Source organism: Corynebacterium sp. J010B-136 (assembly GCF_002967075.1).
GTDB lineage: Bacteria > Actinomycetota > Actinomycetes > Mycobacteriales > Mycobacteriaceae > Corynebacterium.
Window position 1 is genome coordinate 26,937 of the sequence record NZ_PUGE01000010.1, and the last position, 14,350, is coordinate 41,286.

11 protein-coding genes are annotated in these 14,350 nt (G+C 55.5%); 4 read left to right on the forward strand and 7 right to left on the reverse strand.

Going from position 1 to position 14,350, the window contains the following annotated elements:
* Positions 1-60 precede the first annotated feature (60 nt).
* The 4 genes from C5Y44_RS12485 to C5Y44_RS12500 form a co-directional block, all read right to left on the reverse strand.
* Positions 61-393 (reverse strand): branched-chain amino acid transporter permease, encoded by a 333-nt coding sequence (locus C5Y44_RS12485; RefSeq protein ID WP_105325236.1) that lies wholly within the window; start codon positions 391-393, stop codon positions 61-63.
* On the reverse strand, positions 393-1,100 hold the full coding sequence (locus C5Y44_RS12490; protein WP_105325237.1) for an AzlC family ABC transporter permease: 708 nt from the start codon (positions 1,098-1,100) through the stop codon (positions 393-395). The genes C5Y44_RS12485 and C5Y44_RS12490 overlap by 1 nt, the downstream gene beginning before the upstream one ends.
* 104 nt (positions 1,101-1,204) lie before the next feature.
* On the reverse strand, positions 1,205-1,801 hold the full coding sequence (locus C5Y44_RS12495) for a YqgE/AlgH family protein (protein WP_105325238.1): 597 nt from the start codon (positions 1,799-1,801) through the stop codon (positions 1,205-1,207).
* On the reverse strand, positions 1,801-3,237 hold the full coding sequence (locus tag C5Y44_RS12500) for a CCA tRNA nucleotidyltransferase (protein WP_105325239.1): 1,437 nt from the start codon (positions 3,235-3,237) through the stop codon (positions 1,801-1,803). Before C5Y44_RS12500 ends, C5Y44_RS12495 begins: the two co-directional genes overlap by 1 nt.
* A 28-nt stretch (positions 3,238-3,265) precedes the next feature.
* Between C5Y44_RS12500 and C5Y44_RS12505 the strand changes: the two genes are divergently transcribed.
* The 4 genes from C5Y44_RS12505 to C5Y44_RS12520 all read left to right on the forward strand — a co-directional run bounded on the left by C5Y44_RS12505 (position 3,266) and on the right by C5Y44_RS12520 (position 10,465).
* Positions 3,266-3,850, forward strand: a complete 585-nt coding sequence (locus C5Y44_RS12505) for an NUDIX hydrolase (RefSeq protein ID WP_105325240.1) — start codon at positions 3,266-3,268, stop codon at positions 3,848-3,850.
* Between the two features lie 23 nt (positions 3,851-3,873).
* Positions 3,874-6,141 carry a hypothetical protein gene (locus tag C5Y44_RS12510; protein ID WP_233189984.1) on the forward strand — a complete coding sequence of 756 codons (2,268 nt, stop codon included), beginning with the start codon at positions 3,874-3,876 and terminating at the stop codon, positions 6,139-6,141.
* Positions 6,125-9,610, forward strand: a complete 3,486-nt coding sequence (gene murJ / locus C5Y44_RS12515; protein ID WP_199186060.1) for a murein biosynthesis integral membrane protein MurJ — start codon at positions 6,125-6,127, stop codon at positions 9,608-9,610. The genes C5Y44_RS12510 and murJ overlap by 17 nt, the downstream gene beginning before the upstream one ends.
* 318 nt (positions 9,611-9,928) lie before the next feature.
* Positions 9,929-10,465: a YceI family protein gene (locus C5Y44_RS12520; RefSeq protein WP_066797200.1), complete on the forward strand. Its 537-nt coding sequence runs from the start codon at positions 9,929-9,931 to the stop codon at positions 10,463-10,465.
* 71 nt (positions 10,466-10,536) lie between these two features.
* On the opposite strand, the gene C5Y44_RS12525 is transcribed toward C5Y44_RS12520, so the two are convergent.
* From C5Y44_RS12525 to C5Y44_RS12535, 3 genes are all read right to left on the reverse strand, one after another.
* Entirely contained in the window at positions 10,537-12,270 is a 1,734-nt protein-coding gene (locus tag C5Y44_RS12525; RefSeq protein WP_105325242.1) for an ABC transporter ATP-binding protein, read from the reverse strand.
* On the reverse strand, positions 12,271-13,713 hold the full coding sequence (locus tag C5Y44_RS12530) for an ABC transporter ATP-binding protein (RefSeq protein WP_105325243.1): 1,443 nt from the start codon (positions 13,711-13,713) through the stop codon (positions 12,271-12,273).
* 151 nt (positions 13,714-13,864) lie between these two features.
* Positions 13,865-14,293 (reverse strand): VOC family protein, encoded by a 429-nt coding sequence (locus C5Y44_RS12535; protein WP_105325244.1) that lies wholly within the window; start codon positions 14,291-14,293, stop codon positions 13,865-13,867.
* Between the last annotated feature and the right edge of the window lie 57 nt (positions 14,294-14,350).

The window sequence follows — 14,350 nt, forward strand, 5'->3', positions numbered from 1 at the left end:
ACCTCCAAAGCAACAGAATGCCTCTGCAAGGTTTCACGTGAAACCTTGCAGAGGCATTATTTAGAAGACCAGGTTGACCAACAACATATAGGTAACCGTGCCGCCCAAAATGGATAGGCCTACATCCCGACGCCATTTGTGCAGTAGGTAGGTCGCGGCAACCGCAATGGCAACGGAAAGGAAACCACCGGAGGCTTCTAGTTGCCCATGCCAGGTATAGACCACCAGCACCGTCATAACGCCGACTGGCATGGTGCGGCCCAGCACCGCCATGAACTCACTGTTGCGCAGGTAGCGCAGCAGACTAAAGGGAAGTGCACGAAGAGCTACCGTGACGATGAACAGCGGGATGATAACCGCAAGGACCATCCCCAGGCTTACGCCAGCAGGCATTATTTAGTCCCCTTTCGCCATTCCATCTTTTGATCAATCTGTGGCGAGTAAAAGCGCAGAAGCAACACCGCAAGGTAGGCCGTCAGAGCCACCATCAAGATCTGGTTAGGGAAGATGACCGCGGCGATAACTCCAAAGACTCCTGCGGTAAGTGGGAGAGAGTAGTCCTGGTTATTTTTAAACGAGTCCATCATCAACACAACAAAGAGAGCGACCAGAGCAAACTCCAGTCCTTCTAAATTGGGTGGAATGATTTGGCCGGCGAGTGCGCCGATAATGCCGCCACCGACCCACGCGAGTTGGCACAGAATTTGAATACTTAAGATGCGCGGTCCTGTAAGTTGCAGATCTCGCGGCATGGCCGAGACGATTGCATAGGACTCATCGGTAAGCGCGTAGGTGGAGTAGACCTTCCCAGGACCCGAATTAATACGATGGCGGGGAAAGGTTAGTCCGTAGAACATGTGCCGGAAATTCACCATGAAGCCGGTGATGATAGATGCGGCAACGCTGGTGTTGTTTAAGACCATGGGAATGGCCAGAAATTCCATCGAACCGGCGTAGACGACGATGGAAAATATGGGCGTCCACCACCACGCGAAGCCTGTTTGGACCATCAAAAGTCCGAACGCTAACCCTAAGGGAATTAGTCCGATGCCTACCGCCCAGGAATCCTTGATCCCCTTCTTTATCTCCTCAGCACGCATGAGGATACTGTATCAGCGCAAAATTAAACGTGGGCAGTGAGATTCAGCCCGTACCAACTCCGGTGCGGGGGCTTCTCGACGGATATTTTCTGCAGAGAAAATCTCTAGTTGGATTCGAGGTCTTCGGGGAAGGTCGCATACAGCGGCAAGGGCATGTCCTGGCGGCGCATGACATCGCCCCACAAGTCCGCAGAGCCCGGCGTAATCACGTCTTGAGGCAGGGCAGGGGTGACAAACCAATCACCGCGCTCAATCTCATCATTAAGCTGTCCGGGACCCCATTCGGCGTAGCCTGCAAAAAGACGTACACCGTCGACGTAGTTTGCCAGTTCTTCTGGATCAGTGCGCATGTCCACGTGTGCAAGGCGCGGAGCTAGGCGGTTGAGTTGCGGTTGGGCATCGATATTCACGCCCGTCTTGGTCATGGCCAATCCGACCACGGATTGCTGGTTGAGTGGACCACCGATGTAGAGAGCTTGCGGCTTAGCGATGACCGGTAACCAGTCCGGCAGCACGTTAAATACGGCGACCTCGCTGCGGGATGTCAGGTCCACGCCGAAGCTCATGGAATCAGTGTGTTCAATGACGAGCAAAACGGTGCGGTTAAAGTGCGGGGACATCGTGCCCGGCGCAGACACCAGCATTTGGCCAGGGCCTGGCTCGTTGCGCTCTAAGGCGTTGAATAATCTATCGGCGTACATCATTTCTTAGACTCCCACCATTTCAGCAACTCCGCAATAGCTTCGTCCCGCGACAGCGGGCCGACCTCGAGTCGCAAATCTTTCATGAAGGCCCACGCTTGACCAACTTCGGGGCCAGGCTTGAGATCTAGAATTTCCATGATCTCATTGCCATCCAAATCTGGACGGACCGCGGCGATGCCTTCTTTTTCTTGAATTTCCGCAATGCGCTCTACTAAATGATCATAGGTGCGTTGCAGGCGTCGCGCCTTACGTTCGTTGCGGGTCGTGCAGTCGGCGCGCACAAGCTTGTGTAGACGCGGCAGCAATTCACCGGCATCGTTGACGTAGCGGCGCACTGCAGAGTCCGTCCACTGGCCGTCGCCGAAACCGTGGAAGCGCATGTGCAAGCGCACTAGCTCGGAAATCTCCGAAATGGTTGCCTTTGGGTACTTCAGCTGACGCATACGGCGGCGAGCTAATTTCGCTCCCACAATCTCATGCTGGTGGAAGCTAACCTTGCCGTCGGTGACATCGCGGGTATCGGGCTTGCCGATGTCATGCAGCAGGGCTGCCCAACGCAGTACCAGATCGGGGCCGTCTTCTTCTTGTTCCATTGCTTGGCGAAGAACTGTTAGCGAGTGCGCGTAGACATCCTTATGCTGCGCATGCTCATCTGGCTCCATGGCCATCGCAGGAATTTCGGGGAAGATGATCTGCGCCAGACCAGTCTCCACGAGCAGGTCGATGCCATCCCATGGCGCCGCGCCGAGGATGAGCTTGTCCATCTCTACTTGGATGCGCTCAACAGTAATGCGACGGATTTCCTCAGCCATGTCGGTCATGGCTTTACGCACGCGATCGCTGACACCAAATTCCAACTGAGATACAAAGCGCGCGGCACGCAGCATCCGCAGCGGGTCATCACGGAAAGAAAGCTCCGGGGCAGCCGGAGTGTCCATGATCCCCGCCTGCAAGTCCTTGAGACCTGCCATCGGGTCAAAGAATTCCCGGGTGTCATCGGCACGCAGCTCGATTGCCATGGCGTTGACTTTAAAGTCACGGCGAATCAAGTCATCGTCAAGCGTGTTGCCAAACGTGACCTCCGGGTTACGGCTATCCCCGTCATAAAGATCAGCGCGGAAGGTAGTGATTTCAATCTGCTGGCCCTTGTACACCGCAGAGACCGTGCCAAACTCAATGCCAGTATCCCACGTTGTCTCCGCCCAGCCGTCCAAGATCTCATGAACAACCTCAGGCCGGGCATCAGTGGTGAAGTCTAGGTCATTACCCAAACGGCCCAACAAAGCATCACGAACGGAGCCACCTACTAAATAGAGGGAGTGTCCGCGGCGCGAAAATTCGGATATCAAGCCGGATAAAAGATCACTTAAGCCTGCAATGGTCGAGTCTGCACGGGCGAGAAGTCCCATTAGCTGAGTGTCCTGTAAATCCACGCCTTGGAGTCTACTACGATAAGCAGGGATGACTAACCACGCTAACCGGAAGCGGCGCAAACGCCGCCCAGCGCAACGGCCGCAACGCCAGGCGCGCTCGACAAATAAAATGGTAACCCGCGATGAAACCTCAGCGGGTGGCTTAGTGGTGTCCGGATTAGCTGAGGCAGTCGGTGAAGACGGGGAAGTAGATCTCACCCGCATTTACGTCGCGCTAATTGGCAGGCTTGATCGCCGCGGCCGCCTGTTGTGGTCCATGCCGAAGGGCCATGTCGAAGATGGAGAGCCCAAAGACCTCACCGCGCAGCGCGAGGTGTGGGAAGAAACTGGCATCCATGGAGAGGTTATCTCTGAGTTGGGTGTCATTGATTATTGGTTCGTCTCCGATGGCGTGCGCATTCACAAAACGGTGCACCACTTCCTCTTGCGCTTTGTCGATGGCATCTTAAATGACGAAGATCCTGAGGTCACCGAGGTGGCCTGGGTTCCAGTGGCCACGTTGATTGAGCATTTGGCCTATGCCGATGAACGCAAGCTCGCGCGCTTGGCGCATGATCAGCTCCCGGATCTCGCACGAAAGGAAGCCGCAGCAGGAAGGGCAACCCCGCGGTGATGACGGTGAGGTCAAGGCACTTTTTGTGGGATCTTCCCATAAAGCGCGCAGCGGGCATTTCCGCTGCCGCGGCTTTAACCATGCCTTTGGCACTTGGTGGTGTGCCGCTAGTTGAGCAGACGCCAACGGCGTCCGCTCAGGAATATGTCCAAGAAGATAGTGACGTAGCCGTTCAACACCCAGGCTGGGAGAGCCTGTCAACCCGCCGCGATGATCGCGTGGGCTTTGAGCTCACCACCAATCCGGGCAGCGTGGAGTTAGATGAGCGCTTCAATGTTGGGATGGAAATTTCCAATGACACCATGGGCACGCTGGAAAACCTTCAGGTTACGGCTCGTCGCGGCCCGCAGGTCACAGACGCCGAGTCAGCACAGCAACAGCTAGCACACGGGGATTTTCCCTATTATGGCTCCACGGTATTCCCAGCGGCAATGGCACCGGGGGATAGCGCCACCGAAGATATTGATATCGCTGTCGGCTTAGAAGATGAAGCCACCTTGGCGATTACTAACCCAGGTGTTTATCCCGTCATGTTGTCGCTAACAGGCACCCTCGATGGGGAGCCAGTTGCGCTTGCCGATGACCGCTTCTTGCTCACTGTCACCGACGCCGATGGCCAGATTCCCGGTGCGGATGATTCATTTGCACCCTCGACTCTGATCTATCCCATTACTGCACAGACCAATATCGCGCCAGGAGAAACCGGCGATAGCCCGCTGGTGCTTAACGATGAATCCTTGGCCGAGCAATTAGCCAACGGTGGTCGTTTGGATCGCCTCGTTGATATCTACGAGGACCATAAGTTAGGCGATGGCGCCTGCGTCGCTATCGATCCGGCCCTTTTAGACACGGTGGATCGCATGAGTGAGGGCTATAACGTGGCCGATAAGCATCCGCCAATTGTTAAAGAGCGCAAACGCCTGCGCGATTCCTGGTTTGATAATGATGACTATGACGAAGGCGTTCCCGGCACCGGTGCTGCCGATGCCAAGCGCTGGGTCGAGCGTGTTTCACAGTTGAATTGTCTCATCGCGATGCCGTGGGCAAATACTGATCCCAATGCGGTCGCGCGCGTTAATAACAACTGGCTCAATGTTGAAGCCACCGAACGCGGTAAAGAAACCATTCGCGCAATTACGGGCAAAGAAGTTGCCTCTGATCTGATCGTCCCGGCGTCAGGTTATTCAGAAACCAAGACCGAAGTGCCTTTCTTAGTTGCGGATAACACCGGCTGGGAAGGTCAGGCAGCAACTTTCGACGCCAACCAAGCAGCGCTGCTGGCGCAAGCGGGCACGAGGCCCCAAACCACCGCGTATACCGATCCGTGGCTGCGTTATGACTTCACCACGGATTCTGTGCATGCTCGCGATCTCTCAGCGGCATCGGCAGTCTTCTTGCAGGATGCCCGAGAAGGCGGAGAAGCAAACGGTGTTGATAACGGAAACACCGATGCTTCGCCGAATATTGTGAAGTTGCCGAATTACTTGGAGCCATCGACAGCCGAGGCGGTACTCGATGCCGTCGATAAGCTGCCCGAGCTACGCCCGCTTACTGAAGTAGAAATGCGCACTACCGATCAAGAGCCGGGTCTACCTATGGATAGCACTGGGGTACAAGCGGTGTCTGACCCGGCGGCTTTTACTGATCCGGAAATCCAGCGCATCGCTCAGCAAGCTCGTTATACCGATGAGCTGACCATGATGATGGAAAATAGCGAATCCATCGCGATGACGCGTTATGGCTTTACCTTGCCGCTGCGCCGTGATTTGCTCGCAGCCCTGTCGATGACCAAGCGCGATTCCTTGCACAGTCATGATGACGCGGTGAGCACTGCGAACCGCCGTTTGCAGGAAGATAACGTGGTGCTGCGCACATTGCGCGATGCGGTGAATTTGATCCCACCGGGCAATGTGTACACGCGTACCTCGGATTCCTCGCCGCTGCTGGTCGTAGCGGAAAATGCGTTGCCGTTGCCGGTGCGCGCGAAGTTGGAATATGACAGCAATGACGCCGTTAGTTTGAACACGTCCGAAGACATCGTCATTCCGGCAAAAGGTTCGATTACGGTGTCATTAACCGCTTCCATGCCTGAGCGGCAGGAGCGAACAAATATTTCTATGTGGCTCGCCACTGAAGACGGTGCGACAATCTCCGAGCCTGCCAACATCGCTGTGCAGACTCGAGGCGGTATCGTAAACATCTATGGCGCCGCCATAGCGTGTGCCTTGATCTTTGTCCTTGCCGTGGTGGTGAGGATTAGTCGGAAGAAGAAACGTGGACGACAAACCTAAATCTCTGAGTTCGACGGAGAAGCAGGACCAACCTGTTTCTCCGTCAAATGCTACTGCCCCTTCTGTCACGGAGGAAGACGCTGCCGCAACCGCTGTTGCCGCGGCCAATATTCCTGCGCTGAACAACGACGGAGGTTCTGAAGAAACCTCGCCGGAAGGGGGCTCTGAAGAAGCTGAAGGTTCCTCGGTCGGCTTGCGCCAACGCATCGTTGCGCCTTCGCCACCAGCTCCCGTACCGGAGCTGAAAAAGCCGGAGCCAGTACCGCCAGCGGTAGAGGATAAGTCAACGCTGAAATCAGCGCAGGCGACCCAAACCAGTGACGGCGACGTCGTGCGCGCGACCGGCTCCATGGCGGTAGCGACGCTACTGTCACGCATCACGGGCTTTATCCGCAACGTGCTCATTGGTTCTTCTTTGGGTGCGGCGATTGCATCGGCGTTTACGACAGCAAACCAGCTGCCCAACCTGATTACGGAAATCGTCCTCGGCGCCGTGTTGACCTCGCTTGTGGTCCCGGTGCTGGTGCGTGCGGAAAAGGAAGACGCCGACCACGGCGAAGCCTTCGTGCGAAGACTGTTTACCCTGGCAGTCACGCTGCTGGGGGCTATTACCTTGCTGTCCATTGTCTTCGCGCCTCAACTGGTGAAGATGATGCTGCCGGAAACCGGCCAGGTCAACACCACGCAAGCAACAAGTTTTGCCTATCTGCTGCTCCCGCAGATCTTCTTCTATGGCCTGTTTGCGCTGTTCCAAGCAGTGCTCAACACCAAGCACATCTTTGGCCCCGCGGCCTGGGCGCCAGTGGCTAATAACGTCATTTCTATCTCAGTCTTGCTGGCTTATCAGTTTGTTCCCGGCCAGCTCAATGCCGCTGAAGCATCTCCAGTAACAGATCCACACGTGCTGCTACTGGCTGCTGGTACCACCTTGGGTGTGATTATCCAGTGCGCGATTTTGATGCCTTATATCAAAAAGGCCGGCATCAATATCAAGCCTTTGTGGGGCCTGGATGCACGCTTAAAGCAGTTCGGAAACATGGCGATTGCCATTGTTGCCTACGTGGCAATTTCCCAATTCGGCTACATCGTCACCTCCCGTATCGGCGCGCTTGCCGATGAAGCAGCACCGTTTACTTACCAGCAAGCATGGCTGCTTTTGCAGGTTCCCTACGGCATCATTGGCGTCACTTTGCTCACGGCGATTATGCCAAGGCTCTCGCGCAACGCTGCCGAAGGTGACGTCAAGGCCGTCGTTCGCGACCTGACTTTGGGCACCAAACTGACCTTTATTGCGCTGATTCCAATCGTCATTTTCATGACTGCTTTTGGCGTTCCGATTGCGCGCGGGCTCTTCCAGTACAATAATTTCTCCGCCGATGACGCCGAGCTTTTGGGACTTACGCTGTCGTTCTCGGCGTTTACGCTGATTCCTTATGCCTTGGTGCTTTTGCACCTGCGCGTGTTCTACGCGCGTGAAGAAGCTTGGATTCCGACCTATATTATTGCCGGCACCATCTTCACCAAGGTTGTGTTGACCATGCTCTCACCACTGGTGGCAGGTTCTCCTGAGCGCGTGGTTATTTTGCTCGCGGCCTCCAACGGCTTCGGTTTCATTGCCGGTGCCGTCATCGGTGCTTTCTTGCTGCGTCGCAAGCTGGGCAACCTCGGTGGCAAGGAAGTTATGTCCACTACCTACTGGGCTGTGGGCGCTTCCCTGGTCGGCTTGGTGCCTTCTGCGCTGCTGATGTGGCTGATGAACTGGCTGCTGCCAGATTCTGTTCCGAGCGTGGTCTTCTTACTGCTGCTCGCGATTGTTGGCGTCATCTTCGTGATCACCACCGGTGTGGTCTTGGGTCGCTCGAGCTTGCCGGAGGTTGTCAACCTGGGCCGCGCGCTGCAGAGGATCCCTGGTCTCAGCCGTTTCATCCGCGTGCGCACCGAAGATGGCATCAACGTGGAAGCACCAGAGATGGCCGAAATCCAGCCTATCTACGGCCTGGATGCATTCAACTCTTCGCCAGTTCCACCACCAATGTCCGCAGGTATTGTGCGCGGCCCACGCTTGGTCCCTGGTGCACCAGTTTCCGATGGCCGCTTCCGCCTGCTGCGTGACTGCGGTTCCGTCCCAGGTGCACGCTTCTGGCAAGCCCGGGAGCAAGATACGGGTCGCACCGTGGCTCTCACATTCGTTGACACCACCTCCCAGGCACCGCTGGCGCCAGCTCCTCCAGCAGAGGCAGCACGTCGTTCAGCGCTGGTATCGCGCAATACCCGCAAGCTTGCTGAGCTCAACCTCGACACCATGCCAACCGGTGTGGAAATCTTGGGCTACCGCTCAGGTTGCTTGGTTGTAGCGGACTGGGTCGAGGGCTCTGATCTGGCAACCGTTGCCGAGTCCGGCAGCTTGGATCCGCACGCTGTAGCTCGCGCACTGGCGCCACTGGTGGAGGATTCCGCCACCGCTCACGAAGAAGGGCTTGCGGTAGGTATTGATAACCGTTCCCGCATCCGCATTTCCACCGATGGGGTAGCGGTGCTGGCTTTCCCGGCAGTGCTTAATGAGGCGACTGAAGAGACCGACCGCAAGTCTTTGTCTTCTGCACTTCGCTTGCTTGTCGATGCTTCCACTCCAACCCCACAGGTTCTGGTGGACTTAGGCGATAAGGACGCGGATCATTCCCTCGAAGAAATCGCCGCTGGTTTGCGGGATTACGCACCAGTAGAGACTGATGAGCAAGAAGAGCAAGAGCCGGTTGAGGCGCTTCCTATGCCAGAAGAGCCGCTGGCGCGACAGGATATCCCGGAGGAAACCGCAGGCTTTGGCGCCCGCAGCTATACGCGCGTAGGTGCGATTGTCGTTGGTACCGCAGTGATCTTCTTCGTGGTCTTGATGGCTGCGTTGACCACCTGGATCACTTCTTTGATCGGCAAGGATTCAGAGGCCAACCCAGTGGCAAGTGCACCGCTGGAAAGCCAAGAATCTGCAGAGCCAACGCTGGCAACTTCACCGCCGGTGATGCTACCGATGGCCTCCGCCATTGAGGTCCCTACTGGCCGCATCGTAGGTGAGGCTGTCGATGATGACCGCGACACCGCTTGGACCGGCGATGAAACCGGCTTGGGAATCGTGGTTACTTCAGAAAACTCCGCACAACTGCGTGATGTCTTGATCTCCCATCAGGGGTCGTCTGGGGCAGAAGTTGTCATCTATGGCGCCAACGCTGCTGACTTCACCGCGTCGCAGTTCAACGCTGATGAGCTCACGCAGCTGGGCGAAGGCACGCTCTCGCGTGGTCGTACTGCCATCGACTTGGAAGAGGATCCAACCTCTTATGACTCGGTGATTGTGTGGGTAACCAAACTTCCTTCCGATGATGAAATCAACGTAACGGAAGTACAGCTGACCGGAGTTATCACCGGTGCTGGTTCTACCGACAACCCGGAAGAAGCAGTAGGCGAAGAAAGCTAATCACAGCTTTTGCACCTTTAGCCGGCTTGAAGCTTAAGAGAAAACTCTTGCTTCATGCCGGCTTTAGTATTTGCTACTAGGATTGGTGGCGCGGCCTCCCAAACCGTGGGGGAGGCTGGTGGATTCTGATTGGTTGTTATTGCAATTTCCGACGAGTTGAAAGTAATTTCAACTCGTCTACCTGCAATTTCAAAATATTTTTAGTTAAAGGTTGACGTATCATGCAACTGGTGCCATAATAGTTGTTGTTGCGTCAACAAAGGTTGATGCTAAGGCTTGAATCGCAACGCATTTGAAATGACTACTTAGGAGTACACAATGTCTAACTTCACCGGTTCTTACACCCTGGACCCAACCCACACCATCATCGGTTTCGTAGCTCGCCACGCAATGGTTACCAAGGTTCGCGGCAAGTTCAACGAGTGGGATGCCACCATTGAAATCGCTGACACCCCAGCAGATTCCAACATCGAGGTTGTAGTTAAGACCGCTTCCGTGGACACCGGCAACGCTGACCGTGACGGCCACGTTCGCGCTGATGACTTCTTCAACTCCGAAGAATTCCCAGACATGATCTTCAAGGCAACCGACTTCAACATCGATGAGAACGGCAACGGCACCCTGACCGGCGACCTGACCATCCGTGAAACCACCAAGTCTGTCACCTTGGATGTAGAGACCGAGGGTATTGCTGAGGACCCATTCGGCAACACCCGCGTCGGCTTCGAAGCTTCCACCAAGATCGACCGCACCGAGTTCGGCCTGAAGTTCAACGCTCCACTAAACACCGGCGGTGTCCTGGTTTCTGAAAAGGTCACCATCGAGATCGAGGGTTCTGCAATCAAGAACGCTTAAGTTAAAACCTTAAAAAGGTCGTGCTGTCGGATTTTCTCCGACAGCACGACCTTTTTCAATTACTCCCTAAACTACACAGCCCAGGCTTGCCAGAGCTTTTCATACACCCCACCAAGTGTGCGCAGCTGCTCATGCGTGCCGGATTCTTTAATGCTGCCGGCCTCCATCACAATGATGCGATCAGCATCGGCAGCCTGATCCAGGCGGTGGGCCACTGTCAGGCACCCACGATCTTTGACTACAACCCGGGCTGCTTCTTCCAAACGCTGCGCCTGATCCGAACCAGCTTCTGCGGTCGCTTCATCTAAAATCACTAATTCTGGATTGGCGAGCTCCACGCGCGCCAAAGCCAGCATCTGGCTTTCAACCGCACTGAGACCAAATCCGCCGTCACCGATGACAGTTTGAAGTCCCTGGGGCAAGCGGTCAATCCAAAAATCCCCCACGGTAGAAAGTGCTGTGCGGACTTCTTCATCACTGGCATCAGGTTTAGCCATGCGCACATTGTCAATCACAGTGCCGCGGAAACAGTGCATTTCTTGGCTGACCATCGCGATGACACCGCGCAGCTGACTCGGCTCAATATCAGCAATATTTTTGTCATTTAGCTCCACGGTACCGTCAGTGGGGGTCAATAGCCCCGCCGCGATCAACGCCAACGTGCTCTTGCCGGCACCTGTGGCACCAACAATGGCAATATGCTCACCCGGTGAAATGTGCAGACTCACCTTATCGATGACGGGAAGCTCGTCGAAGGCGTGGGAGACATCGACAAGCGAAAGCGTTGCGTGCTGTGGTGCTGCAACCGTTCCGGGCGTGCGTGCCTGCGCGGTGTCGATAACCCCAACCATGCGGATCAACGACGCGGCCGCCGATTGAATATCGGCAAACATGCCCACCACGATGCCAATCGGTCCGAAAAGCCGGTGGAAGATCAATGCCGCAGTAGAAACCGCACCGACCGTGACAAGATCTTGAGTGACCAGGTAAAAGCCCATGCCCAAAATAGCAATCAGCGTTATGCACTCTGCGCGGTTATTGCGGGAAAAGGCCCAGGTGACAAACCGGAATACCGCAATCGAGATATCCCGCGCCTTGCCTGAAGCCTGGTTGATGCGCGCAAGCTCCACCGGTTCTGCGTGGTAGGCGCGCAAGGTTGAAGCACCTTCCACAGCACCCAGCAGGCGTTGCGTGCGAACACCAAAAGCTTCGCGTTCTTGGGTATACATAGGACCCGACCTGGGCAAGTAGACGCGCAAAGTTGTCCAATACAAGGGGATAGCGATTAACCCGATCAGCCCTAAACGCCAATCCACCGCGGTCATGCCGACGGCAGAGACAATCACCGTGAAACCAGCTTGGATGACCATCGGCATAACCGAGCTCGCCGCCGTGGATACTTCCCGGGAGTCATCAGCAACACGTGAGACCAAGTCACCGCGACCGGCACGTTCTACGGTATCTGAATTCAAGGTCAATGCCGCATCCAGTACCGATTCACGCAAGTTGGCGATGGCTGGTTCTAGAACCCGCGCCAGCAACACATTGCCCCACCAAGTGCCCAATGCTGCGATGATGCCGCCGACCACGATAAGCAAGCAATACCCGAGTACTTGACGGAAATCTGGGGTGATGAGCAATTTGTCGACTACGACGCCGACTGCCCACGGGCCGATCAGCCCGCAAATCGCAGTAACTAAACCCAAGACCAGTACGCCAAGCAGGCGAAGCCGGTAGGGTTTGAGCTGGTCAAACGCGATCTTGAAAGCGTGCTTGGGGCGCGCTGAGGCTAAAATAGTGCTCATTTACTTCACCTCGTCTGCTAGGTGCCGAAAAGCCGGTGAGGTGCTGAGCACCAGCGTGGACTTGCCCGCGCGATAGTTATAGATCCCCTGCGCAATGCTAACTTCGGTGACTGAATCAACGGCACTGGTGGGATCGCTAAGCACTAGCACTTCCGGATCTGCATACAAAGCGCGCGCTAAAGCCAGCCTTTGGCGCTGACCGCCAGATAAATTGCTGCCCGAATCCCGCACGGGTGCATCTAAGCCCTCGGGGAGTGTTTCAACAATTTCTGCCACACCCGATGCTTCCAGCACCGCTGGGTCAATGACCGTGTTGGGCTCATGCGTCATGGTGATATTAGAGCGCAAGGTTCCCTCAAAGATATCGGCTGAGTGCGGGGCAATCAGTACCTGCTCGTGGTTTTCAGGCAAGGTGATAGCCGCTGGGTCCGCGACTGTGAACGCAGAATCGGCGATTTCTACGTTGTAAGTTTGACCATTCGAAGGTGGGGTAGTGCCCAAGAATTCGCTTACTCGTCCGGCTGCGCCATGCGCAACGGCGGCATCACTCATGGAGTTGCTCAATAACCGGATCGGTTCGGAAAGATACACAGCAATGCCCACGATGGCCACGAGCTGACCTGGTTCCAAGTGACCGGAGGTGACTCTCCACGCTGACATCAATAACACCGCAGCTAGGTTCAAAGCCACGGCTAGCTCACCAATGCCAGCGACTTTTCCGGTGGCAGCGGCAGTACTAATAGCCGCGCGTACGGATTCTTGGGAAGCCTGGTGGTAAGCGGAGCTTGCCCACTTCTCACCGCCGATCGCTTTGATGACGCGCAGGCCCAGCATCGTGTCACCGACTTGCGCCCCGGCGGCGGCAAGCGTCGCTTGTTGCTTGGCGCTGCGTTGGGAAATCCCCTTGCTGGTTGAGGCCACGATCAAAGAAATCACTGGCGCGATAATCAATACGATAAGCCCAACAAGCCAGTCGCTAAACAGCAAAAATATCGCACTTACGGCAAAGCCCGTAAGCGCGGAAACACCCGTTCCAATCTGGCCAAAGATGCGCGTGATGGAATCAGCATCCGCAGTAGAGCGCGACATGACGTCACCTGGCACGAGATCTTTAGTAGACAGCTTCGTCAACGCATGCTCTGCGACTTCTACCCGCAAAGAGTGCGATTCATGGTTGACTGCACGATTAAGCGCCCGGGAGCCAATGCGATAGGAACCGGAGAGAACAACGAATAATAGCGCGAAGCACACCAACGCGATCCCCATGAGCATGAGATCGCGCGGCAACACTGCGTGATCGATGATGAGACCAATGGCAATAGGAACTAGAGCTTCACTAATTTGCCACAGGCCTAAGAAAATAGCTCCCGCAACAGCGCGCTTCCATTGTCTTTTTACCGTGCGCTGCAATAGCGATGTTCCGCTGTGCGGCACCTTTTCCATAGCAACCTTTCTCTCCCGCAACAACGACATGGCTTATCGATGCCCGCAGAACCTACTGAATGTTATGAATCTACCTGAGATCAAACTTTAGTAGGCATAGGCGTTTGGAAAGAGAAGGAAGCTAAAGGGGCATTGCAGATTGCTCCCAGCTTTAATTGGCGGAGACGTTTATAGCCCAGCTGATGCCGAAGCGGTCCCGGACGTGGCCATAGAGTTCGCCCCATGGCGCTAACTCCAGCGGCAAAACAACTTCGCCGCCAGTATCTAGGAACGTGTCCCAATAGTGTCGGCCTCCTGCTTCATCCTCAGCAATAAGCAAAAGTGAATAAGGCGTGCCATCAAGCCCTGGAGCTGATTCATCCATAGCATCACCACCCGCGAGAGAGATGACATCAGAGACCAAGGTGGCATTGGCAACAGCATCCGGGTTTAGTTCAAAGGGAAATTCCGAGGCCATTTCCTCCGGGAATTGGCCATAGGTCAAGATCTCGAGTTCACCACCAAAAATGGAGTGATAGTACTCAAATGCTTCCTTCGCAGTACCGGGGAAGCTGATATAGGTATAAGATTTCACGGACATGACGACCCTCCAATGGGGTAGTTGTGGCAACCCCATTCAAGGGCCGCTTAGCCTAAA